The following is a 21,179-nucleotide window of genomic DNA, read 5'->3' as shown; positions in this document are numbered from 1 at the left end:
TGTCGCCCATGAAGATGATGGACGCCAATGAAATCATTTCGTTTATTCAAAACAGCAAAAAATCCACGCCTGTGAAGGTATACATAAAAGGAGAGCTTGATGGCATCGATTTCGGCCCAAGCGCGAAAACGTTTATGACCGGCAACGTCGGCATCGTGTTTGGCGAATGGCAAGACATTCAAGCCGCCATCGAGGCGAATCAAGACAAAATCGAAGACTATGTCGTCGAAAACGACCGCCGCAACTCGGCCATTCCGCTCTTGGATTTGAAAGGCATTAAGGCGCGCATCGAGCCGGGCGCGATCATCCGCGACCATGTCGAAATCGGCGACAACGCTGTCATTATGATGGGAGCGGTGATCAACATCGGCGCCGTCGTCGGCGAAGGAACGATGATCGACATGAACGCCGTGCTCGGCGGCCGGGCGACGGTCGGGAAAAACTGCCATATCGGTGCTGGTGCGGTGTTGGCGGGCGTGATCGAGCCGCCATCGGCTAAGCCGGTTGTCATTGAAGATGATGTGCTTGTCGGGGCGAACGCCGTCATTTTAGAAGGCGTCACTGTCGGCAAAGGGGCGGTCGTCGCTGCGGGCGCGGTCGTCGTCGAAGACGTGCCGCCGTATACGGTGGTCGCCGGCGTGCCGGCGCGCGTCATTAAGCAAATCGACGAGCAAACACGGGCGAAAACGGAGATGAAACAAGAGCTTCGCCAATTGTAATCACACGAAAGGCTGTCCCTTGACGAGGACAGCTTTTTTCCCATGGAGGAGAAGAAGATGGAAGCGATCAGCCGATTTGTCGCCATTCGCCGCGACTTGCATCAAATCCCGGAGCTTGGGTTTCAGGAGGTTAAGACGCAGCATTATTTGTTGCGTTATATCCAATCGTTGCCACAAGAGCGGCTTCAAGTCCGGACGTGGAAAACCGGAATTTTTGTCAAAGTCAACGGAACGTCACCGCGCAAAACGATCGGCTACCGCGCCGATATGGATGGGCTCCCGATTCGCGAGGAGACGGGCTTGCCGTATCGGTCGACGCATGACGGCTGCATGCATGCGTGCGGCCACGATGTCCATATGAGCATCGCCCTTGGCGTGCTCACCCATTTTGCTCATCATCCAATTCAAGATGACTTGCTGTTTATTTTCCAGCCGGCGGAGGAAGGGCCGGGCGGAGCCAAGCCGATGATCGAAAGCGAGATCATGCAGGAATGGAAGCCGGATATGATCCTTGCCCTGCATATTGCCCCGGAATATCCGGTCGGCACGATCGCAACGAAAGAAGGGCTGCTGTTTGCCAATACATCGGAGCTGTTTATCGACTTGAAGGGAAAAGGCGGCCACGCGGCGTTTCCGCATTTGGCGAATGACATGGTCGTCGCCGCTTGCGCGTTGGTGACGCAGCTCCAGTCGATTGTCGCCCGCAACGTCGACCCGCTTGACAGCGCGGTCATTACGATCGGGAAAATTACCGGCGGGACGGTGCAAAACGTCATCGCCGAGCGCGCTCGGCTCGAGGGAACGATTCGGACGCTGTCGGCCGCGGCGATGCAGAAGGTGAAACGGCGGATTGAAGCGATCGTGCACGGTGTTGAAGTCGCGTACGAATGTGAAGCCGCTATTGATTACGGGGCGATGTACCATCAAGTGTACAACGATCCGGAGCTGACAGCGGAATTTATGAAGTTTGCTGCGGCGCACGGCGGCGTGAATGTCATCAGTTGCAAAGAGGCGATGACTGGCGAAGATTTCGGCTACATGCTGGCCGACATCCCGGGGTTTATGTTTTGGCTCGGCGTTGAGTCGCCATACGGGCTGCACCATGCCAAACTCGCTCCGAACGAGGAAGCGATCGACCGCGCGATTGCGTTTTTGATCGACTATTTTTCCTGGAAGGGGAATTCAGAAGTATAGTTCCACCTCTGACAAGGCACATTATGGGTGAGGAGGTGGAGTGGGATGGCGAAAATTGGTGTTGAGCCATCGCTGACCGACGTGCAAGAAGCGCTGAGAGAACGAGGGCATGACGTTGTGCCGCTCCGTGGGGAGCAAGACGCAAAAGGTTGCGACTGCTGCGTCATTACCGGTTTGGATGCAAACGTTGCCGGCATGCAAAACGCGGTCACGTCCGGCCCGGTGGTGGAAGCGAGCGGGCTCAGCGCGGAAGAGATTTGCCAAAAAGTTGAAGAAAAACTTCGTTGATGATCCAAAAACCGGGCTAGGCGCGCTGACAGCCCGGTTTTTTGTGCGCCAAGCGGCTAGGCTCTCGACACCTAGAAGGCCGGTGATTTACTCGCGCAACTGCTTTCCAGCATTGTTTCTCAAATAAAAAAGCCTTACAACAATGCAAACTTTTTTCGTCAACTAAAGGAAACCAATGTTTTTCACCAACCGTCTAGAAGGCTGGTGAAAAACCGCTGATTCCCTTCATCAATGGAGAATGATTGAAAAGCAGGCCCGATACAACAAGGTTTTTCTAATTGAGAAATAACATTGTAAAGCGGTATCCACGATTAAATCACCAGCCTCCTAGAAAGCCGATGAAAAATCGCTGTCACACCAATTGGCGGCATGATCCATGGGCAACGTTTTGCCCTCCACCCGGGGATGAAAATGCGCGCCAGTTCGGCATTTTCACAGAAAAGATCCATGGGCAACCTTTTGCCCTCCACCCGGGGATGAAAATCCCACGCCAGTCCTGCATTTTCACAGAAAAGCTGATTTTGTGAGGTTTCTCTCATCGAGAAATGGGGGGAACTCAGCAGTATTTTGCCCGAAATCACCGGACTCCTAGTTCGCCTTGATTTTGCCTCGTTGTCAGTGCGGACGCATGGCGGTTTTGACTTCTGGCGACCAAGAGGATGGTCTTTCACCCCCTACCGAAGAGGCGGAAACAGCAGTCAGTGGCCGCATTTTTGGTACAATAGGGAGAAAGCATTCGGTTACCTACCGCCCCCTATCTTGCGTCAGTGGCCGCATTTTTTGGTACAATAGGAGCGAAGAACGATGAATTGACGAACGATGGAGGAGAAACGATGAAAAAGAAACAATTTGCCGTCATCGGACTCGGGCGTTTTGGCGGAAGCATTTGCCGTACATTGAGCGAACAAGGAATGGAAGTGCTCGCCATCGACATTGATGAGGATCGGGTGAACGAGTTTGCATCCATCGCTTCGCACGCCGTCGTCGGTGATACGACCGATGAAAACGTGCTGAAAAGCTTAGGGATCCGCAACTTTGATCACGTCATTGTCGCGATCGGCGACAACATTCAGGCGAGCATTTTAACGACGCTCATTTTAAAAGAGCTCGGTGTCCATCATATTACCGTCAAGGCGACCAATGACTATCATGAGAAAGTGCTGAAAAAAATCGGTGCCGATCAAATCGTGCATCCGGAGCGGGATATGGGCGAACGGATTGCCCATAATTTGATTTCCAACAACGTGTTGGATTATTTGGAGCTCTCTGATCAATATAGCATCGTCGAGATCGTGGCGAGCCAACGGCTTGACGGTCATTCGCTCTTGGAACTTGACATCCGCGCCCGCTACGGCATCAACATCGTCGCCATCAAGCGCGGGGCGAGCGTTATCGTGTCGCCGCTCGCCTCGGAAATCATCCGCAAAGGCGATGTGTTGGTTGTGATCGGCTCCGACAGCGACATCGACCGATTTGAGGAAGAAGTCGTCGGGTGACGGTGAATCGGAGACGTCGGCAGCGAAAAAAGGGCTGTCCGATCAGCCCCTAATAATGAAGCAAGTGGAGAAAAACGATTCGTTCTCTCCACTTGCTTTTCTATTTTTCGATATTGATCTGAAAGTAGTCGGCGGATGCCACAATCCTTTTTTAGGAGGCTGGCGATTGACTCGCCTAACCGCTTCTCGGCATCGTTTCTCAAGAGAAACCGTTGTTGCCTCCCCCGCTACAATCACCGATCAAGGGAAACGGCGATTTTTCGCCAACCTGTTAGATTTCCATGATGATCGGCAAAATCATCGGCCGCCGTTTTGTCCGCTCGTATAAGAACGGGGCGAGCGTTTCGGTAATTTCGTTTTTAATTTCCGACCATTGGTTCGTTTTTCGTTCGAGCACTTTCGCGAGATGTTTGGCAATAAGCGCCTGCGCTTCGTTGATCAAATCGCCTGATTCGCGCATATAGACGAAGCCGCGAGAGATAATATCAGGGCCGGCGGCGATTTTAAAGTCTTTCATGTTGATGCTGACGACGACGATCACGAGCCCTTCCTCTGACAAAATGCGGCGGTCGCGCAAGACGATGTTGCCGATGTCGCCGACGCCGCTGCCATCGATGTAGACCGAACCGGACGGAATTTTGCCGACGATGCGCGCTTCTTTGTCGCTGATGCCGAGCACTTCGCCGTTGTCCATAATAAAGCAGTTTTCCTCCGGCACGCCGCAGTCGATGGCGAGCTTGGCGTGCATTTTTTGCATCCGGTATTCCCCGTGGATCGGCATGAAATATTTCGGCTTCATCAACCGGATCATCAGCTTTTGTTCTTCTTGTCCGCCGTGGCCGGAGGTGTGGATATCGTTGAGCGGCCCATGAATCACCTCGGCGCCGGCTCGGTATAGCATGTTGATCGTTCGGTTGACGCTCACGGTGTTGCCCGGGATCGGCGATGAAGAAAAGACGACTGTGTCGCCCGGGATGATTTGAATTTGCCGGTGCGTGCCGCTCGCGATGCGCGACAAGGCGGCCATCGGTTCCCCTTGGCTGCCGGTGCACAAAATCGTCACCCGATGCGCTGGCAGGCGGTTGATTTCGTTCGCGTCGACGAACGTGCCTTTCGGGCATTTAATGTAGCCGAGATCTTGTCCGATTTCAATGGCCGCTTCCATGCTGCGGCCGAAGACGGCGATTTTCCGGTTGTTGGCGACAGCCGCTTCCGTCACTTGCTGAAGCCGATGGATGTTGGAAGCAAAAGTGGCGAAAATGATGCGCCCTTCCACTTTGCGGAAAATGTCGTGGATGCTTTCGCCGACGCGCCGTTCGGACATCGTAAAATGCGGAATCTCGCTGTTTGTGCTGTCTGATAATAAGCAAAGAACTCCTTCTTTCCCGATTTCAGCCATTTTTGTCAAGTTGGCTGGCTCGCCAACGGGAGTAAAGTCGAATTTGAAATCTCCGGTATGGACGATTTGGCCAACCGGCGTTTTGACGACGATGCCGTAGCTGTCCGGAATGCTGTGTGTCGTCCGGAAAAAGGTAACGGCCGTTTTTTGAAAGCGGATGACATCGTCTTCGCGAATTTCAATAAGCTTTGCTTGGCGCAGCAACCCGTGCTCTTCCAATTTGTTGCGAATCAGCCCGAGCGCCAGTTTGCCGCCGTAAATCGGGATGTTCACCTGCCGGAGCAAGTACGGAATGCCGCCAATGTGGTCTTCGTGCCCGTGGGTGATGAACAGCCCTTTCACCTTGTCGGCATGCTTTACTAAATACGAATAGTCGGGAATGACGTAATCAATGCCGAGCAACTCATCTTCCGGAAACTTGATGCCCGCGTCAATCACGATAATTTCATCTTGGAATTGTACGCCGTATGTATTTTTGCCGATTTCACCCAGTCCGCCGAGGGCAAAAACGCCAACTTGTTCGTCTGTCAATAGTTTCATGATGACGTCTCCAATACTTGAAAATTAGGGCTTTTCTTTTCGTAGTCTAAATGCGCTCCCTCTAACGGCTGAATATATTCGATGTTGATCGAACGGCCATCGAGCTTTCGGCGTACTTCCCGCTCTGATTCTGCTTCGATATAGAGCGTTTTTGTTTTTTCTCTTACGGGCACCTCGTCCGCGTTTTCTTGGTAAAACACTTTGAAAATCATCGCAAAATCTCTCCTTATCGTGCAATCGTTGCTTTATTTATTATATAGGAATGGAATGCCATTTTCATGTGTTTTGTTGCAAAAAGCAAAAAAACAGGCCGACGATATGTACATCTTTGACGAACATCGGCCGTTTCATTCGTCAAAGTGGGAAAGAAGCCCTTCAAGCGGAAGGGCTGTCGTTGTAGCGGTTAGGCGATTGATTTTTTTCGGAGCAGATCTTTCCACTGTTGAAGCAGCTTTTTTTTCAGCTTTTTCAACATGTTTCATCACTCCTTACCTTTTATTGTACTCATTTTGTGGCGAAAGTAAATGTTCTATTATATATGATATGTAGACAAGGGCTTGTTTTTCATGGGTAAAAATGGAACCTCGCGTCTTTTCGATTGACATTTTTGCGCTTTTTCAGTACGGTAAACGAATGAAGAATCGATTTTCAGCAAGGGGAAGAGAATATGGATCAAAAAATAGTGTTTTTCGATATCGATGGGACGCTGCTTGACGAACGAAAACAGCTGCCGCCGTCAACGATCGAGGCGATCCGGCGCTTGAAGCAATCGGGCGTGTATGTCGCCATTGCCACAGGGCGAGCGCCGTTTATGTTTGAGCATGTCCGCAAGCAGCTTGGCATTGATTCGTTCGTCAGCTTCAACGGTCAGTACGTCGTTTTTGAAGGGAATGTGCTATACAAACAGCCGCTTCGCCGCGAGAAGCTTCGGGAGCTGGCCCGCGCCGCTCATGAAAACGGCCACCCGCTCGTTTTTATGGATGCTGAAGAAATGCGGGCCAGCGTCGGCGACCATCCGCACATTCACGTCAGCATGGGCAGCTTAAAATTTGCCCATCCGCCTGTTGATCCCCTCTACTATGAAAACAATGACATTTATCAAGCGCTGCTGTTTTGCCACGCTGCGGAGGAACAGCCGTATGTGCGCCAGTATCCGGAATTCCGCTTTGTCCGTTGGCACGACGTTTCGACCGATGTGTTGCCAGCAGGAGGCTCGAAGGCGGAAGGCATTCGCCTGATGATCGAAAAGCTCGGGATCGATAAGAAGGATGTGTATGCGTTCGGCGACGGATTGAATGACATTGAAATGCTCTCGTTCGTCGGAACCGGGGTGGCCATGGGCAACGCCCATGAGGAAGTGAAAAGGGTCGCCGACTTCGTTACGAAGCCGGTCGATCAGGAAGGCATTTGGTATGGATTGAAACAGCTGCAGCTCATCCGATAAAAAGCGGCCTTGGCCTTTTCGGCTGGGCCGCTCGCCATTTACAGGGGGCTTTTAGCGCCCAATTGGAATCGCCCCGTCCGGAACTTGAAACGGGTCATCGGGATTGATGCGGTCATAGAACATAATGCCGTTTAAGTGATCGATTTCATGCTGAAAGACGATCGCCGGCAACCCTTTCAAGCGCAGTGTGACGTCTTCGCCGTCGATTGTCGTCCCGGTCACAGTGATGCGCGCATAGCGCGGCACATATCCCGGCACGTCGCGGTCGACCGACAGGCATCCTTCCCCGGTCGTCAAGTAGCACTGCTGAACGGAGTGGCTGACGATTTTCGGATTGAACAGCGCGTAGCTGTGCAATGTCCCGTTTTCATCGGTGACATGGACGGCGATCATCCGCTTTGAGACGTTGATTTGCGGGGCGGCGAGCCCAATGCCGGGCCGCAGCCCGTATTTGGCTGCCAGCTCAGGGTCTTGACTCATTTTCACATAGTCGAGCAAGCTTTGCAAAATGCGCTGATCTTCTTCCGAAGGCGGCAGCGGAACAGGTTCGGCCACTTTCCGCAGCGTCGGATGCCCTTCTTTAATAATATCTTTCATCGTGATCATTCGCTCGTTTCACTCCTTGTCTTCGGCATCGCTGTCTATCGTCTAGTCTAACAAAACGCCCACCGTGCGTAAATGAAAATGCAACGGAACGGATACATTATTGGAGAATAAAGAAGTTCAGCAACAAAAATCAGAAAACGCTTTCATTTTCTTCACCAAATCATCATGCATCTTCTATTGTGGAAAAATATAATACAGGACTTAGACAGGGTTTGGTTCATGTAATATAACAGTTTTGGCCGAGAAGTTTTTTTATCCAAATTCATCCATAGAAAAGAAAGAGAATCGCGATAAATCAAAGTCGTTGACGGTTGGAAAAAGAACGTGTAAACTAAAACTTGCAAATGCACGTTGTATTAGTCGGGACAAAAAAAACAGTAATACAGGTTTGGTGTCTCGTTTTGCGACCGAGGGCGCCTGCGGGTGATTGTTTTTTTATTTCTTCTTCCGTTTGGGTACAGTAATAGTATATGGATGGATGCAGCCAAATTTCCAAATTACCGATGAAAGGCAGAGGTGAACAAAATGGGTGTGAAAACCTCCCAATTTCGATTCACGGAGCAGCTCGAAAAAGTGGCTGAGCAGTTTCCGATGTTCCAAATTTTGAATGAAGAAGGCGAAGTCACTAACGAAGAGGCGATGCCGGAGTTAAGCGATGAACAGCTGAAAGAGCTGATGCGCCGCATGGTGTATACGCGCATTCTTGACCAGCGCTCCATTTCGTTGAACCGCCAAGGCCGCCTCGGCTTTTACGCGCCGACTGCCGGACAAGAGGCGAGCCAAATCGGCAGCCATTTTGCGCTTGAAAAGGAAGATTTCATTTTGCCGGGATATCGTGACGTTCCGCAAATCATCTGGCATGGGCTGCCGCTGTATCAAGCGTTTTTGTTCTCGCGCGGTCATTTTCACGGCAACCAAATTCCGGAAGGTGTCAACGTCTTGCCGCCGCAAATCATCATCGGGGCTCAATACATCCAAGCGGCTGGCGTGGCGCTCGGCCTGAAAATGCGGGGCAAAAAAGCGGTAGCCATTACATATACGGGTGACGGCGGGACATCGCAAGGCGATTTCTACGAAGGGATCAACTTTGCGGGGGCGTTTCAAGCGCCGGCCATCTTTGTCGTGCAAAACAACCGCTTTGCCATTTCGACGCCGGTTGAAAAGCAGACGGTCGCCAAAACGTTGGCGCAAAAAGCGGTCGCGGCCGGCATTCCGGGCATTCAAGTCGACGGCATGGATGTGCTGGCGGTTTACGCGGCGGTGAAAGCAGCTCGCGAGCGCGCGGTGAACGGCGAAGGGCCGACGCTCATCGAAACGCTTTGCTTCCGTTACGGTCCGCACACGATGTCCGGCGACGATCCGACGCGCTATCGTTCGAAAGAGCTCGAAAACGAATGGGCGAAAAAAGACCCGCTGGTGCGTTTCCGCAAGTTTTTAGAAGCGAAAGGGTTGTGGAGCGAAGAAGAAGAAAATCGCGTCATCGAGCAGGCGAAAGAGGACATCAAAGAGGCGATCAAAAAAGCGGATGAGACGCCGAAACAAAAAGTGACCGACTTGATCAGCATCATGTACGAAGAGTTGCCGTTCAACTTGAAAGAGCAGTACGAAATTTATAAAGAGAAGGAGTCGAAGTAAGCCATGGCGCAAATGACAATGGTTCAAGCGATCACCGATGCGCTGCGCATCGAGTTGAAAAACGATCCGAACGTGCTCGTGTTTGGGGAAGACGTTGGGGTCAACGGCGGCGTCTTTCGGGCCACGGAAGGCCTGCAAGCGGAATTTGGCGAAGAGCGCGTCTTTGATACGCCGCTGGCCGAATCGGGGATCGGCGGCTTGGCGATCGGCTTGGCCTTGCAAGGATTCCGCCCGGTGCCGGAAATTCAGTTTTTCGGCTTCGTCTATGAAGTGATGGATTCGATTTGCGGACAAATGGCGCGCATCCGCTACCGCACCGGCGGCCGTTACCATATGCCGATTACGGTTCGTTCGCCGTTCGGCGGCGGCGTCCATACGCCGGAATTGCACTCGGACAGTTTGGAAGGGCTTGTCGCCCAGCAGCCGGGGCTGAAGGTCGTGATTCCGTCGACGCCGTATGACGCCAAAGGGCTGCTCATTTCGGCGATCCGCGACAACGATCCGGTCATTTTCCTTGAACATTTGAAGCTGTACCGTTCGTTCCGCCAAGAAGTGCCGGAGGGCGAGTATACGATTCCGATCGGCAAGGCGGACATTAAGCGCGAAGGAAAAGATATTACGATCATCGCGTACGGGGCCATGGTGCATGAATCGTTAAAAGCGGCGGCAGAATTAGAGAAGGAAGGCATTTCCGCTGAAGTTGTCGACTTGCGCACCGTGCAGCCGCTCGATATCGAAACGATCATCGGTTCGGTGGAGAAAACAGGCCGCGCCATCGTCGTTCAAGAAGCGCAGCGGCAGGCCGGCATCGCCGCCAACGTGGTCGCCGAAATTAACGAACGGGCCATTTTAAGCCTTGAAGCGCCGGTGCTTCGCGTTGCCGCACCAGATACGGTGTATCCGTTCGCCCAAGCGGAATCGGTGTGGCTGCCGAACTTTAAAGATGTGATCGAGACGGCGAAAAAAGCGATCAACTTCTAATCAGGACAAGCCGGGGGAACGAAGCGCTCTCCCCCGCTCATTTTCGGCAAACGATAGGAGGTCGACCTACAGTGGCATTTGAATTTAAGCTGCCGGACATTGGCGAAGGCATTCATGAAGGCGAGATCGTCAAATGGTTCGTCAAGCCGGGGGATGAAGTGAACGAAGATGACGTATTGTGCGAAGTGCAAAACGACAAGGCGGTCGTGGAAATTCCCTCCCCGGTGAAAGGGAAAGTGCTTGAGATCGTCGTCCCGGAAGGAACGGTGGCGACGGTCGGACAAACGCTCATTACGCTCGATGCGCCCGGATATGAAAACATGACGTTTAAAGGGCAAGAGCACGAAGAAGAGACGAAAAAAGAGGAAAAAGCGGAAACGGTGTCGAAAGAGGAAAACGGTGGGACCGCCGCTTCAGCTGCCGCCGACGCGGAACCGAACCGCCGCGTCATCGCGATGCCGTCCGTGCGCAAATATGCGCGGGAAAAAGGCGTGGACATCCGGCTTGTGCAAGGAACGGGCAAAAACGGCCGCGTTTTGAAAGAAGACATTGACACCTTCCTCGCCGGCGGCGCAAAAGCTGCAGCTCCTTCGGCAGCGCAAGCGCCGGAAGAGAAAGCAGCGCCGCAAGCGCCAACGGCGAAACCGGTTGTGCCGGAAGGCGAATTCCCGGAAACGCGCGAGAAAATGAGCGGCATCCGTCGCGCGATCGCCAAGGCGATGGTGCATTCGAAACATACGGCTCCGCACGTGACGCTCATGGACGAAGTCGACGTGACGAAGCTCGTTGCTCATCGGAAAAAGTTCAAAGCGATCGCGGCGGACAAAGGAATCAAGCTGACGTTCTTGCCGTACGTCGTCAAAGCGCTTGTTTCCGCGCTGCGTGAATATCCGGCGCTCAATACGTCCATTGACGATGCCAGCGAAGAAATCATCCATAAGCACTATTACAACATCGGCATCGCCGCTGACACGGACCGCGGCTTGCTCGTCCCGGTCATTAAACATGCCGACCGGAAGCCGATTTTCGCCTTGGCGAAGGAAATCAACGAACTCGCGGAAAAAGCGCGCGACGGCAAGCTGGCGCCAAATGAAATGAAAGGCGCCTCGTGCACGATCACGAACATCGGCTCGGCCGGCGGGCAATGGTTCACTCCGGTCATCAACCATCCGGAAGTGGCGATTCTCGGCATCGGCCGCATCGCGGAAAAACCGATCGTCCGCGACGGAGAAATTGTCGCCGCACCGGTCTTGGCGCTCTCGCTCAGCTTCGACCATCGGATGATCGATGGGGCGACGGCGCAGAAGGCGCTCAACCATATCAAACAGCTGTTAAGCGACCCAGAACTCTTATTAATGGAGGCGTAAAACGATGGTAGTTGGCGATTTTGCAATTGAAACGGAAACGCTCGTCGTCGGCGCCGGCCCTGGCGGTTATGTGGCCGCCATTCGCGCCGCGCAGCTCGGGCAAAAAGTGACGATTGTCGAAAAAGGGAATTTAGGCGGCGTCTGCTTAAACGTCGGCTGCATTCCGTCAAAGGCGTTGATCTCGGCCGGTCACCGGTATGAGCAAGCGAAACATTCCGAAGAGATGGGCATTAAGGCGGAAAACGTCACGGTCGATTTCGCGAAAGTGCAGGAATGGAAAGCAAGCGTCGTCAAAAAGCTGACAAGCGGCGTAGAAGGCTTGCTGAAAGGCAACAAGGTCGAGATTGTCAAAGGGGAAGCGTATTTCGTCGACGCCAACACGGTGCGTGTCGTCAACGGCGACAGCGCGCAGACGTACACGTTTAAAAACGCCATTATCGCGACCGGCTCGCGCCCGATTGAGCTGCCGAACTTCAAGTTTTCCAACCGCATCCTCGATTCGACCGGAGCGCTCAACCTCGGGGAAATCCCGAAATCGCTTGTCGTCATCGGCGGCGGCTACATCGGCATCGAACTTGGCACCGCCTACGCCAACTTCGGGGCGAAAGTGACGATTTTAGAAGGGGCCGGGGAAATTTTATCCGGCTTTGAAAAGCAAATGGTCAGCATCATTAAGCGCCGTTTGCAGAAAAAAGGCGTCGACGTGGTCACGAACGCGCTCGCCAAAGGGGCGGAAGAGCGCGCAGACGGCGTAACGGTCACGTACGAAGCCAACGGCGAAACGAAAACGGTTGACGCGGACTACGTGCTGGTGACGGTCGGCCGCCGTCCGAACACCGACGAGCTCGGCCTTGAACAAATTGGCGTCAAAATGACCGAGCGCGGCTTGATTGAAGTGGACGACCAATGCCGCACCAGCGTGCCGAACATTTTTGCCATCGGCGACATCGTTCCGGGACCGGCGCTCGCCCATAAAGCATCGTATGAGGGGAAAGTGGCGGCGGAAGCGATCGCCGGCCACCCGTCGGCGGTCGATTACGTCGCGATTCCGGCGGTCGTCTTCTCCGATCCGGAATGCGCCTCGGTCGGTTACTTTGAGCAGCAAGCGAAAGAGGAAGGCATCGATGTCATCGCGGCGAAGTTCCCGTTTGCCGCCAACGGCCGCGCCTTGTCGCTCAACGATACCGAGGGCTTCGTGAAACTGGTCGTTCGCAAAGAAGACGGCGTCGTCATCGGTGCACAAATCGTCGGCCCGAACGCTTCGGACATGATCGCCGAGCTTGGGCTGGCGATTGAAGCCGGCATGACGGCTGAAGACATCGCCTTGACGATCCACGCCCACCCGACGCTCGGTGAAATCGCCATGGAAGCGGCGGAAGTGGCGCTTGGCACACCGATTCATATTGTCACAAAATAAGCCGAAAGCGGCTGGGCTTGAAACGGTTCAAGCTCAGCCGCTTCGTTTTTTAGCCGGTTTTGATCCACTTTTGTCCCATTCCCATACTATTTTGTGGCCTTGTCTCATATCGTTATGGTAAAGAAACGCGGGAGAAGGGATCAGATGAAAGCGTATGTGGCGTTTTTAGTGCAGATGATGATTTGGAGCAGTTTTTCAATCATTGAGTGGCTGTCCGGACGAGATCGGCCGTTTTTCCGCGGGGTGATGCTATGCGTGTTTATGTATATCGCCTTTTTGTTGGCGCGGCGGCTCGGTCTGGCGACGCGCCAGGCGGCATTGACGACGATTGGGACAGCGGCGGTGTACTTTGCCGGTCAGCAATGGGTGTGGCAAGCGGTGCAGTGACGGAGGGCAGGGGCGGAACGGTCGTCACCCCCGCCCTTTCTCGACGAGAAAAATGTTGTTGCATCGGTGCTGCTTTTCACGCGTATGAAGGAAATTCGCCGTTTTTCATCAGCCTGATGAAGGGGATCTGCCGTTTTTTCACCAGCCTTCAAGGCAAACCGCGGTTTTTCACCGACTTTCTTGACGAATGCCTTCGATCGTTTCACCGGCCGTCTGCCCGTTTATGAGGCGTCAAACACCATCGTCCGGCCGCTAAACAAATGCCATTCGCCGCCAAGCGTTTTGGCCAGCCACCTGCCGAACTCATTCGCCTTGCCTTTGTCTCCGTGCGTGGCGCCCGGCGGCAGCGCGATGTCGATGAAACATTGTTCGCCGGCGGTGCGCACGGAAACGGCCATCCCTCGATACAGGCGGCCGTCGCCTTGCAAGTACAGCACTCCTTCGCGCTCATGCACTGTATATGGGAAAGCCGCTTGTTCATACGCCCAGCTTAGCTGTTCTCCCGTCTTGCCGAGCGCCGCCCGGTAGCGTTCAAGCAGCTGTTTCACTTCATCGAGCGCGACGGTTTGTCCTGCCTTCAGTTTCAAGCTTGTTTTCATGCGCCCCTCTCCTTTCGTTCTTTACGTCGATTGTACCACGTTTTTTCTGAATATTGATGAAAAAGTTTCGGAAGGAAGATGATTGGTCTAAATGTGACATACAAATTAGAGTTGACATTCTAAATGTGATATATTATTATAAAATCAACAATGAAATTTATCATCACAAAGGGGTTTTGGGGATGGGCACGATCGTATGCCAAACATGCGAAGCGACGATTGCGTACTTCGAAGATGAAAAAGTGACTACGCTTTACGGTCAATGCGATGGTTGCGGGCATGACGATGACGGTGAAAAAGGGGAGTAAAACGGTCAAACAAAATGGGGGAAGGAATGAAGTAGCGCGCATGTGATGGGGGCACATGCGCGCTGTTTATTTAACAACCGCCCAAACCGGCGAACGCGGCCTAGGCGGCTACCAAATCGGCTTATGTTCCTTAATGACGCGCAACGTTTGCAGCGTATCGTCTTCCGGGCCTTGGACGGGGAGGCCGGCGGCTAAATTCGTCTCGATATAGTTTAAGTTTTCTTCCGTAATAATTTCGCCCGGAATAAAAATCGGAATGCCTAGCGGATACACCATCACAAACTCGGCGATAATCCGCCCGGCCGACTCGCGGAACGGAACGACTTCCGTCTCGGCGTAAAAGGCGTCGCGCGGCGTTAACGCGAGCGCCGGAATGTCCGGGAGAAGCACTTTCGGTTTTACCCCTTCTTCCGCTTGGTGGCTGAATTGTGCCGATAGGCGGCGGAGCGCTTCCACGAGAAGGCCGGCCTCGCGCTCGCTGTCACCGGGGGTGATGATGCACAAAATGTTGTACAAATCGGAAAGCTCGACTTCAATGTTGAACGCTTCCCGCAGCCATTGCTCGGCATCATGGCCGGTCAATCCGAGCTCTTTGACGGAAATGATCAGCTTGGTCGGATCGTAGTCGTAGACCGCTTCCGTGCCTAAAATCTCCTCGCCGACGCAGTACAAATACGGGATTTCATTGATTTGCCGCCGCGTCCAGTCCGCGAGGCGGATGGCGTTGTCGATGAGTTCCCGGCCTTTGGTGGCCAGCTGTTTGCGGGCGACATCGAGCGAAGCAAGCAGCAAATACGACGTCGATGTGGTCGTCAACATGCTGAGAATCGCCTGTACGTGCTTCGCTGAGACGAGTCCCTCACGCACGTTTAAAATCGAGCTTTGCGTCAGCGAGCCGCCGAGTTTGTGAACGCTTGTCGCCGCCATATCGGCACCCGCCTGCATCGCCGAAAGCGGCAAGCGCTCATGAAAATGAATATGAACGCCGTGCGCTTCGTCGACGAGCACCGGAACACCATAGGCGTGCGCGATGTCAACGATTTTTTTCAGATCGCCCGCTATGCCGAAGTACGTCGGGTTGATGACGAGCACCCCTTTGGCATCCGGGTGCTGGCGGAGCGCTTTTTCCACCGCTTGCGGCGTGATGCCGTGGGAAATGCCAAGCTCCTTGTCGATTTCCGGATGAATGAAAATCGGCGTCGCCCCGGAAAAGACAATGGCGGACATCACGGATTTATGGACGTTGCGCGGCACGATGATTTTATCGCCCGGCCCGGCGACCGACATGACCATCGTCATGATGGCGCCGCTCGTTCCTTGCACGGAAAAAAACGTGTAGTCGGCCCCGAACGCTTCGGCGGCGAGCTCTTGGGCCCGTTTGATCATTCCTCGCGGATGGTGCAAATCATCGAGCGGACTGATGTTGATCAAATCCATCGCCAAGGCATTTTCTCCGATAAAAGAGCGAAATTCCGGATCCATGCCGGCCCCTTTTTTATGGCCGGGGATATGGAACTGGACCGGATTTTTTTTTATATGTTCCAACAAACCGGTAAACAACGGTGTTTCAAGCTGCGACAATGGGTTTTCACACCTCTTTACCTAAAAAATAAAACAAATGCATTATAGCATGGATTTTTTCGTTTGCAAAGAAAAAGAAGCGAACGCGGAAACAGGAAAACGAAGAGGAAGTCAAGAATAGGTAGAAAGACGAGATGAAAGAAGGAGATGAGGTTTGATGGAGTGGAAGACGAGAGTGACAGAGCTGCTTGGCATCACCTATCCGATCATTCAAGGCGGGCTCGCCTATTTGGCGTACGCCGATCTGGCCGCCGCTGTCTCGAATGCCGGCGGCCTCGGGCAAATCACGGCCATGTCGCTTGAAAGCCCGGACCGGCTGCGAGAGGAGATTCGCAAGGTGAAAGCGAACACCGATCGCCCGTTTGGCGTCAATTTCGCCATCGGCCAGCACGGCCGTCCGTTCGCCCATATGCTCGAGGCTGCGCTTGAAGAGGGAGTGCCGGTCGTTTCGGTCACCGGGGGCAACCCGGCCCCGTTTTTTGAGCAATTGAAAGGCACGAAGGTGAAAAAGCTTGTTCTGGTGGCCGCTGTCCGCCAAGCGGTAAAAGCGGAAGAGCTCGGGGCGGATGCGGTGATGGTTGTCGGTCAAGAAGGGGGCGGGCATCTCGGCAAACATGACACCGGCACGTTCATTTTGATCCCGAAAGTCGTCGATTCGGTCTCGATTCCGGTCATCGCCTCCGGCGGCATCGCCGATGGCCGCGGGCTGATGGCGGCGTTGGCGCTCGGCGCAGAGGGGATCGAAATGGGAACGCGGTTTATTGCCACGAAAGAATGCGTCCATGCCCATCCGGTTTACAAGGAAATGATTGTGAACGCAACAGAACAGGATACGATCATCATTAAGCGATCGCTCGGAGCGCCGGGGCGGGTGCTCGCCAACGCTTGGGCGGAAAAAATCGTGGAAATCGAACGTCAAGGCGGCACGTACGATGACTTGAAGGAGTATATTAGCGGAGAAGCAAACCGGCGCTTCATTTATGAAGGAAAGGTCGATGAAGGGTTCGCTTGGGCCGGACAGGCGATCGGCCTCATTCGCGACATTCCGTCTGTCGCTGAATTGTTTGCCCGCATGATCGAAGAGGCGGAACAAATTCGGAGCCGCTGGGCAAACTAACAGCGGAGGTGGGAGAATGAGCTATTCGTATCCGTTTTCCTATGAGTGGTCGACGCAAGAAATCATCGATGTCATCAAATTTTTCACGGCGATTGAAACGGCCTATGAACAGGGAATTCGGCGCGAAGAACTGATGAGCCGGTATCGCCGTTTTAAGGAGATCGTCCCGTCGAAAAGCGAGGAGAACCGGTTGTACGCCGAATTCGAGCAAGAAAGCGGCTATTCATCCTATGCGGTGATGAAGCAGGCGAAAGAGGCGAAAGACGGCGATTGGATTCACCCCGCCCCGAACGGGCCGCAGCGCGGTAGGTAAACACACAAATTAGTTGCATACACCTCTTTTTCCACATAATATAATATAAAACAAAACGAAGCAGGCAAAGGGCGCCGGAGGTTTCGCGGATGACAGGGAAAGGGGTGCGGATGAACATGAAAAAAACCGCCAATTCGCTGAAACGCCCAGACGGGGATAAACGCATGGCGGTGCTGCGGCTCGAGCTCGATTACGAACTTGCGACGCTGTACGAAGCCATGATGGAAAATGATGAGGAAAAGAAAAAAGAATGCAAACGGCGGCTGGAAAAACTGCGCCAAGAACTGATGCGCCTTCAAGTATGATCATCATTCAAGGCGAACCATGCGGTTCGTTTTTTTCTTGACAGCGGTGATGTACATACGAAAGCGAGGAGGAATGGACATGACAGCAAAATGGGATGAAATCGACCAATGGGCCCAGCAATGGATTCGCGAAGCGGGGGAGCGCATCCGCGCCTCGTTTGCCGAAAAGCTGACGATCGAGACGAAAGCGAATGCAAACGATTTGGTGACCAACGTTGACCGCGGCATTGAGCAGTTTTTCGCCGCGCAAATCCGGCGCCGGTTTCCGGACCATCATCTGTTGGGCGAAGAAGGCTTCGGCGATCCGCTCGAGGCGCTTGATGGAATCGTTTGGATCATCGACCCGATTGACGGAACGATGAACTTTGTCCATCAACAGCGTCATTTCGCCGTTTCGATTGGCGTTTTTGCCGACGGCGTCGGCCAGCTCGGCTATGTGTATGACGTCGTCGCTGACGAATTGTATTGGGCGCGAAAGGGACAAGGGGTGTGGCTGAACGGCGCGCCGCTTAGCCGCCTGCGGCCGGTGCCGATCGCGGAATCGGTCATCGCTGTCAATGCGACATGGCTGATGGAAAATCGCCGCCTTGACCATCGCCCGCTTGTGCGGCTGGCGAAAGAGGCGCGCGGCACGCGCTCATACGGGTCGGCGGCTCTCGAGCTCGCGTATGTCGCCGCCGGGCGTTTGGACGCCTATCTTTCGCCGCGGTTGTCGCCGTGGGACTTCGCCGGCGGGATGATTTTGATTGAGGAAGCGGGCGGAGTTGTGACAAACTTGAACGGCGCGCCGCTTGATTTGCTCGGCCCTAATTCAGTGCTGGCCGCCAAACCGGGAGTGCACGAAGAGATTTTGCGGCGCTATCTTTCGCGTTGACAGCCGCCATGGTGGCGCTCATTGACCTAAAAGGTTGTCTGCTTTTTTGCCGGATATTTGCGGCTGGCTGCTGGCGGCCGGAAAGCCGGCGAATACGCCGGTGGCCATCATCGAACAAGATCGGCACAACGTATCGTGCGGCAGAAACAGTCAGAACGTATAATGCAACGAAAGAGGGGCTGACTCAAAAGGCGATCTCCCCTCAAGAAAGACATAGCATATCGTGTGGAGAGGGACGGTTAGTGTCTATATTATGATGAGTGAGGGTGCCCCACCCCTTTGGGACACCCTCCTCGTTCAGCGGCGCGTTCGTTTTTTATGGGCGAACCCAACGCCCATGACAGCGATAAAGATCAGTGTAGAAGCGGCGATGCCGATGGCGCTTTGCTCGGCAATGGAGACGCCGACCGCCATCAAGGCGGCCACCGCGACAATCGAAAGCAGCAGCGGCACAAGCTCGATTCGTTTCATCTCGCGCGGGCGATTCCTCGGCTTAGCAGCGGAAGCAACCGCCTAGAATCCCCCTTCCTCCTTTCGCTCCGTCCTCTTTCGGCCGAACCGCAAGCGGCCCAAACAGGCCGGCGTTCAGCGGCCGTTTCAGCCTCGTGCATTGACGCGTCTTTTTTAGTTTACCGGAAAATATGCTGATTTTCTATCGTTGTGATATAATAGACAAGCAGTTTGCCAAACAGGAGTGACCGACATTGACAAACAGACGAATGGATATCCGCAATATCGCGATCATCGCCCATGTCGACCACGGAAAAACAACGCTTGTCGACCAACTGCTTCAGCAGTCAGGAACGTTCCGCGAGAACGAGCAAGTCGCCGAGCGGGTGTTGGACCGCAACGATTTGGAGCGGGAGCGCGGCATTACGATTTTAGCGAAAAATACGGCCGTTTTGTATAAAGGAACGCGCATCAACATTTTGGATACGCCCGGGCACGCCGATTTCGGCGGAGAGGTAGAGCGGATTATGCGCCTTGTCGACGGGGTGCTGCTCGTTGTCGACGCCTATGAAGGCTGCATGCCGCAAACGCGGTTCGTCTTGAAAAAGGCGTTGGAGCAGCAGCTTGTGCCTATCGTCGTCGTCAATAAAATCGACCGCGAGTTTGCCCGCCCGACGGAAGTTGTCGATGAAGTCATCGATTTGTTGATCGAACTGGGCGCCACCGAAGAGCAGCTCGACTTTCCGGTTGTGTATACATCGGCGCTGCGCGGGACATCAAGCCTTGATCCGGAGCGGCAAGACGGCGATATGACCGCCCTGTTTGAAACGATCATCGATCATATTCCGGCGCCGGTCGATAACCGCGAGGAGCCGTTGCAGTTTCAAGTGGCGCTGCTTGATTACAATGAATACGTCGGGCGCATCGGGATCGGCCGCGTGTTTCGCGGCGCGATGAAAACCGGCCAGCAAGTGGCGCTCATCAAGCGCGACGGGTCCGTGAAGCTGTTCCGCGTCACGAAACTGTTCGGGTTCATCGGTTTGAAACGAATCGAAATCGAACAAGCGCAGGCCGGTGACATCGTTGCGATCGCTGGCATGGAAGACATTAACGTCGGCGAAACGGTGTGCCCTCCGGATCACCAAGAGCCGCTGCCGCCGCTGCACATTGATGAACCGACATTGAAAATGACGTTTCTTGTCAACAACAGCCCGTTCGCTGGCCGTGAAGGCAAATACGTGACGGCGAGAAAGCTCGAGGAGCGGCTGCGCACACAGCTCGAAACCGACGTCAGCCTGCGCGTGGAGCCGACCGAGTCGCCGGATGCGTGGATCGTTTCGGGGCGCGGCGAGCTTCATTTGGCGATTTTGATTGAAAGCATGCGCCGCGAAGGGTATGAATTGCAAGTGTCGAAGCCGGAAGTGATTGTCAAAGACATCGATGGCGTTCGCTGTGAACCGATCGAGCGAGTCGTCATTGATATTCCGGAAGAATATACGGGGGCGATTATGGAATCGCTCGGCAGCCGCAAAGGCGAGCTCGTCGACATGGTGCACGGCGACAACGGACAAGTGCGTCTTGTGTTTCATGTGCCATCGCGCGGATTGATCGGTTATCGGAGCGAGTTTTTGTCATTGACGCGCGGCTACGGCATTTTGAACCATTCGTTCGATCATTATGCCCCGCTGCACCCTGGTGCGATTGGCGGCCGCCGTCAAGGCGTGCTCGTTTCAATGGAAACGGGAAAAGCGACGGCCTACAGCATCATGCAGCTGGAAGACCGCGGGACGATTTTCGTTGAACCAGGCACAGAAGTGTATGAAGGAATGATCGTTGGCGAGCATAATCGCGAAAACGACCTCGTCGTCAACATTTGCCGGGAAAAACATGTCACGAATGTGCGCTCTTCGACGAAAGAGCAGACAGTGACGATGAAAAAACCGCGTCTGTTGACGCTTGAAGAGGCGCTCGAATATTTGAGCGACGATGAGTATTGCGAGGTGACGCCCGCTTCGATTCGCTTGCGCAAAAAAATCTTAAGAAAGAGCGAGCGCGAAAAGGCGGAGAAGAAGAAAAAAGCGGCCGAACAGGCGAAATAGCCGACATCGTTCCTTGTTCTGCCAAAAAAGAGGGAAGCCGGGCGCCGCTTGGCGCCTGCG

Annotated in this window: 24 protein-coding genes; 16 read left to right on the top strand and 8 right to left on the bottom strand. The window is 53.9% G+C overall.

Annotated elements, in window-relative coordinates; translation table 11 throughout:
- Nucleotides 1–8: 8 nt before the first annotated feature.
- The 3 genes from dapD to NST29_RS12650 are packed head-to-tail and all read left to right on the top strand — an operon-like array spanning nt 9 to nt 2,201.
- Nucleotides 9–719, top strand: coding sequence for a 2,3,4,5-tetrahydropyridine-2,6-dicarboxylate N-acetyltransferase (gene dapD, locus NST29_RS12660; protein WP_033022086.1), 711 nt, complete (start codon nt 9–11; stop codon nt 717–719).
- A 57-nt stretch (nt 720–776) separates the two neighbouring features.
- Nucleotides 777–1,913, top strand: a complete 1,137-nt coding sequence (locus tag NST29_RS12655; protein WP_033022088.1) for an N-acetyldiaminopimelate deacetylase — start codon at nt 777–779, stop codon at nt 1,911–1,913.
- A gap of 45 nt (nt 1,914–1,958) precedes the next feature.
- Entirely contained in the window at nt 1,959–2,201 is a 243-nt protein-coding gene (locus tag NST29_RS12650; protein ID WP_033022091.1) for a YkuS family protein, read from the top strand.
- Nucleotides 2,202–2,512: 311 nt separating this feature from the next.
- Here the strand turns inward: NST29_RS12650 and NST29_RS12645 are convergent, their stop codons facing one another.
- A complete protein-coding gene (locus NST29_RS12645) occupies nt 2,513–2,782 on the bottom strand; it encodes a hypothetical protein (RefSeq protein ID WP_131385761.1) in 270 nt (89 codons plus the stop codon).
- 252 nt (nt 2,783–3,034) lie between these two features.
- Here NST29_RS12645 and NST29_RS12640 point away from each other — a divergent pair, with 252 nt between their 5' ends.
- Nucleotides 3,035–3,697, top strand: a complete 663-nt coding sequence (locus NST29_RS12640) for a TrkA family potassium uptake protein (RefSeq protein ID WP_033022093.1) — start codon at nt 3,035–3,037, stop codon at nt 3,695–3,697.
- 271 nt (nt 3,698–3,968) lie between these two features.
- Here the strand turns inward: NST29_RS12640 and rnjA are convergent, their stop codons facing one another.
- From rnjA to NST29_RS12625, 3 genes are all read right to left on the bottom strand, one after another.
- Nucleotides 3,969–5,636: a ribonuclease J1 gene (gene rnjA, locus NST29_RS12635; protein ID WP_033022095.1), complete on the bottom strand. Its 1,668-nt coding sequence runs from the start codon at nt 5,634–5,636 to the stop codon at nt 3,969–3,971.
- Nucleotides 5,633–5,848, bottom strand: coding sequence for a DNA-dependent RNA polymerase subunit epsilon (locus tag NST29_RS12630; protein ID WP_033022097.1), 216 nt, complete (start codon nt 5,846–5,848; stop codon nt 5,633–5,635). The genes rnjA and NST29_RS12630 overlap by 4 nt, the downstream gene beginning before the upstream one ends.
- Nucleotides 5,849–5,983: 135 nt before the next feature.
- Nucleotides 5,984–6,118: a hypothetical protein gene (locus NST29_RS12625; protein ID WP_268746098.1), complete on the bottom strand. Its 135-nt coding sequence runs from the start codon at nt 6,116–6,118 to the stop codon at nt 5,984–5,986.
- Between the two features lie 185 nt (nt 6,119–6,303).
- On the opposite strand from NST29_RS12625, the gene NST29_RS12620 reads away from it, so the two are divergent.
- Nucleotides 6,304–7,080: a Cof-type HAD-IIB family hydrolase gene (locus NST29_RS12620; protein ID WP_033022099.1), complete on the top strand. Its 777-nt coding sequence runs from the start codon at nt 6,304–6,306 to the stop codon at nt 7,078–7,080.
- A gap of 51 nt (nt 7,081–7,131) precedes the next feature.
- On the opposite strand, the gene def is transcribed toward NST29_RS12620, so the two are convergent.
- Nucleotides 7,132–7,686: a peptide deformylase gene (gene def / locus NST29_RS12615; RefSeq protein ID WP_033022102.1), complete on the bottom strand. Its 555-nt coding sequence runs from the start codon at nt 7,684–7,686 to the stop codon at nt 7,132–7,134.
- A gap of 525 nt (nt 7,687–8,211) precedes the next feature.
- Between def and pdhA the strand changes: the two genes are divergently transcribed.
- From pdhA to NST29_RS12590, 5 genes are all read left to right on the top strand, one after another.
- Nucleotides 8,212–9,321, top strand: coding sequence for a pyruvate dehydrogenase (acetyl-transferring) E1 component subunit alpha (gene pdhA / locus NST29_RS12610; protein ID WP_033022104.1), 1,110 nt, complete (start codon nt 8,212–8,214; stop codon nt 9,319–9,321).
- 3 nt (nt 9,322–9,324) lie between these two features.
- A complete protein-coding gene (pdhB, locus tag NST29_RS12605; RefSeq protein ID WP_033022105.1) occupies nt 9,325–10,302 on the top strand; it encodes a pyruvate dehydrogenase complex E1 component subunit beta in 978 nt (325 codons plus the stop codon).
- A 71-nt stretch (nt 10,303–10,373) separates the two neighbouring features.
- Nucleotides 10,374–11,669, top strand: a complete 1,296-nt coding sequence (locus NST29_RS12600; protein WP_033843442.1) for a dihydrolipoamide acetyltransferase family protein — start codon at nt 10,374–10,376, stop codon at nt 11,667–11,669.
- 4 nt (nt 11,670–11,673) lie between these two features.
- Complete coding sequence (gene lpdA, locus NST29_RS12595; protein ID WP_033022111.1) at nt 11,674–13,086, top strand: dihydrolipoyl dehydrogenase; 1,413 nt, start codon at nt 11,674–11,676, stop codon at nt 13,084–13,086.
- 144 nt (nt 13,087–13,230) lie between these two features.
- A complete protein-coding gene (locus tag NST29_RS12590) occupies nt 13,231–13,473 on the top strand; it encodes a hypothetical protein (protein ID WP_033022113.1) in 243 nt (80 codons plus the stop codon).
- Nucleotides 13,474–13,694: 221 nt separating this feature from the next.
- On the opposite strand, the gene NST29_RS12585 is transcribed toward NST29_RS12590, so the two are convergent.
- Entirely contained in the window at nt 13,695–14,072 is a 378-nt protein-coding gene (locus NST29_RS12585) for a DUF1885 family protein (RefSeq protein WP_033022115.1), read from the bottom strand.
- A gap of 182 nt (nt 14,073–14,254) precedes the next feature.
- Here NST29_RS12585 and NST29_RS12580 point away from each other — a divergent pair, with 182 nt between their 5' ends.
- Entirely contained in the window at nt 14,255–14,380 is a 126-nt protein-coding gene (locus NST29_RS12580) for a GapA-binding peptide SR1P (RefSeq protein ID WP_033022116.1), read from the top strand.
- Nucleotides 14,381–14,488: 108 nt separating this feature from the next.
- Here NST29_RS12580 and NST29_RS12575 read toward each other — a convergent pair whose 3' ends face one another.
- Nucleotides 14,489–15,961, bottom strand: a complete 1,473-nt coding sequence (locus tag NST29_RS12575; protein ID WP_339232214.1) for an aminotransferase class I/II-fold pyridoxal phosphate-dependent enzyme — start codon at nt 15,959–15,961, stop codon at nt 14,489–14,491.
- Nucleotides 15,962–16,118: 157 nt separating this feature from the next.
- Between NST29_RS12575 and NST29_RS12570 the strand changes: the two genes are divergently transcribed.
- From NST29_RS12570 to NST29_RS12555, 4 genes are all read left to right on the top strand, one after another.
- On the top strand, nt 16,119–17,078 hold the full coding sequence (locus NST29_RS12570) for a nitronate monooxygenase family protein (protein WP_033843444.1): 960 nt from the start codon (nt 16,119–16,121) through the stop codon (nt 17,076–17,078).
- Nucleotides 17,079–17,094: 16 nt separating this feature from the next.
- Nucleotides 17,095–17,391, top strand: a complete 297-nt coding sequence (locus NST29_RS12565) for a UPF0223 family protein (RefSeq protein ID WP_033022123.1) — start codon at nt 17,095–17,097, stop codon at nt 17,389–17,391.
- 89 nt (nt 17,392–17,480) lie between these two features.
- Nucleotides 17,481–17,696, top strand: a complete 216-nt coding sequence (locus NST29_RS12560) for a hypothetical protein (RefSeq protein ID WP_172418592.1) — start codon at nt 17,481–17,483, stop codon at nt 17,694–17,696.
- 79 nt (nt 17,697–17,775) lie between these two features.
- The gene (locus NST29_RS12555) at nt 17,776–18,570 is read left to right on the top strand and encodes an inositol monophosphatase family protein (protein ID WP_033022125.1); all 795 of its coding nucleotides are present in this window, start codon (nt 17,776–17,778) and stop codon (nt 18,568–18,570) included.
- A 297-nt stretch (nt 18,571–18,867) separates the two neighbouring features.
- Here NST29_RS12555 and NST29_RS12550 read toward each other — a convergent pair whose 3' ends face one another.
- Nucleotides 18,868–19,041: a DUF5325 family protein gene (locus tag NST29_RS12550; protein ID WP_165570947.1), complete on the bottom strand. Its 174-nt coding sequence runs from the start codon at nt 19,039–19,041 to the stop codon at nt 18,868–18,870.
- Between the two features lie 248 nt (nt 19,042–19,289).
- Here NST29_RS12550 and typA point away from each other — a divergent pair, with 248 nt between their 5' ends.
- Nucleotides 19,290–21,119, top strand: a complete 1,830-nt coding sequence (typA, locus tag NST29_RS12545) for a translational GTPase TypA (protein ID WP_339232998.1) — start codon at nt 19,290–19,292, stop codon at nt 21,117–21,119.
- Nucleotides 21,120–21,179 lie beyond the last annotated feature (60 nt).

The organism is Geobacillus sp. FSL W8-0026 (assembly GCF_037966255.1).
In the GTDB taxonomy this organism is placed as follows: Bacteria; Bacillota; Bacilli; order Bacillales; family Anoxybacillaceae; genus Geobacillus; species Geobacillus icigianus.
Note: the sequence above shows the minus strand (reverse complement) of the source record. Positions and strands in the feature narration are given on the sequence as shown.

Excerpts from the sequence above, each read along its gene's own strand:
- NST29_RS12555 (WP_033022125.1), top strand. The coding sequence starts at position 17,776 with ATGACAGCAAAATGGGATGAAATCGACCAATGGGCCCAGCAATGGATT.
- NST29_RS12550 (WP_165570947.1), bottom strand. The coding sequence starts at position 19,041 with ATGAAACGAATCGAGCTTGTGCCGCTGCTGCTTTCGATTGTCGCGGTG.
- NST29_RS12640 (WP_033022093.1), top strand. The coding sequence starts at position 3,035 with ATGAAAAAGAAACAATTTGCCGTCATCGGACTCGGGCGTTTTGGCGGA.
- NST29_RS12625 (WP_268746098.1), bottom strand. The coding sequence starts at position 6,118 with ATGAAACATGTTGAAAAAGCTGAAAAAAAAGCTGCTTCAACAGTGGAA.
- pdhB (WP_033022105.1), top strand. The coding sequence starts at position 9,325 with ATGGCGCAAATGACAATGGTTCAAGCGATCACCGATGCGCTGCGCATC.
- NST29_RS12655 (WP_033022088.1), top strand. The coding sequence starts at position 777 with ATGGAAGCGATCAGCCGATTTGTCGCCATTCGCCGCGACTTGCATCAA.
- NST29_RS12580 (WP_033022116.1), top strand. The coding sequence starts at position 14,255 with ATGGGCACGATCGTATGCCAAACATGCGAAGCGACGATTGCGTACTTC.
- NST29_RS12630 (WP_033022097.1), bottom strand. The coding sequence starts at position 5,848 with ATGATTTTCAAAGTGTTTTACCAAGAAAACGCGGACGAGGTGCCCGTA.
- NST29_RS12620 (WP_033022099.1), top strand. The coding sequence starts at position 6,304 with ATGGATCAAAAAATAGTGTTTTTCGATATCGATGGGACGCTGCTTGAC.
- dapD (WP_033022086.1), top strand. The coding sequence starts at position 9 with ATGAAGATGATGGACGCCAATGAAATCATTTCGTTTATTCAAAACAGC.
- typA (WP_339232998.1), top strand. The coding sequence starts at position 19,290 with ATGGATATCCGCAATATCGCGATCATCGCCCATGTCGACCACGGAAAA.
- NST29_RS12650 (WP_033022091.1), top strand. The coding sequence starts at position 1,959 with ATGGCGAAAATTGGTGTTGAGCCATCGCTGACCGACGTGCAAGAAGCG.
- pdhA (WP_033022104.1), top strand. The coding sequence starts at position 8,212 with ATGGGTGTGAAAACCTCCCAATTTCGATTCACGGAGCAGCTCGAAAAA.
- lpdA (WP_033022111.1), top strand. The coding sequence starts at position 11,674 with ATGGTAGTTGGCGATTTTGCAATTGAAACGGAAACGCTCGTCGTCGGC.
- NST29_RS12565 (WP_033022123.1), top strand. The coding sequence starts at position 17,095 with ATGAGCTATTCGTATCCGTTTTCCTATGAGTGGTCGACGCAAGAAATC.
- def (WP_033022102.1), bottom strand. The coding sequence starts at position 7,686 with ATGATCACGATGAAAGATATTATTAAAGAAGGGCATCCGACGCTGCGG.
- rnjA (WP_033022095.1), bottom strand. The coding sequence starts at position 5,636 with ATGAAACTATTGACAGACGAACAAGTTGGCGTTTTTGCCCTCGGCGGA.
- NST29_RS12590 (WP_033022113.1), top strand. The coding sequence starts at position 13,231 with ATGAAAGCGTATGTGGCGTTTTTAGTGCAGATGATGATTTGGAGCAGT.
- NST29_RS12570 (WP_033843444.1), top strand. The coding sequence starts at position 16,119 with ATGGAGTGGAAGACGAGAGTGACAGAGCTGCTTGGCATCACCTATCCG.
- NST29_RS12560 (WP_172418592.1), top strand. The coding sequence starts at position 17,481 with ATGACAGGGAAAGGGGTGCGGATGAACATGAAAAAAACCGCCAATTCG.
- NST29_RS12585 (WP_033022115.1), bottom strand. The coding sequence starts at position 14,072 with ATGAAAACAAGCTTGAAACTGAAGGCAGGACAAACCGTCGCGCTCGAT.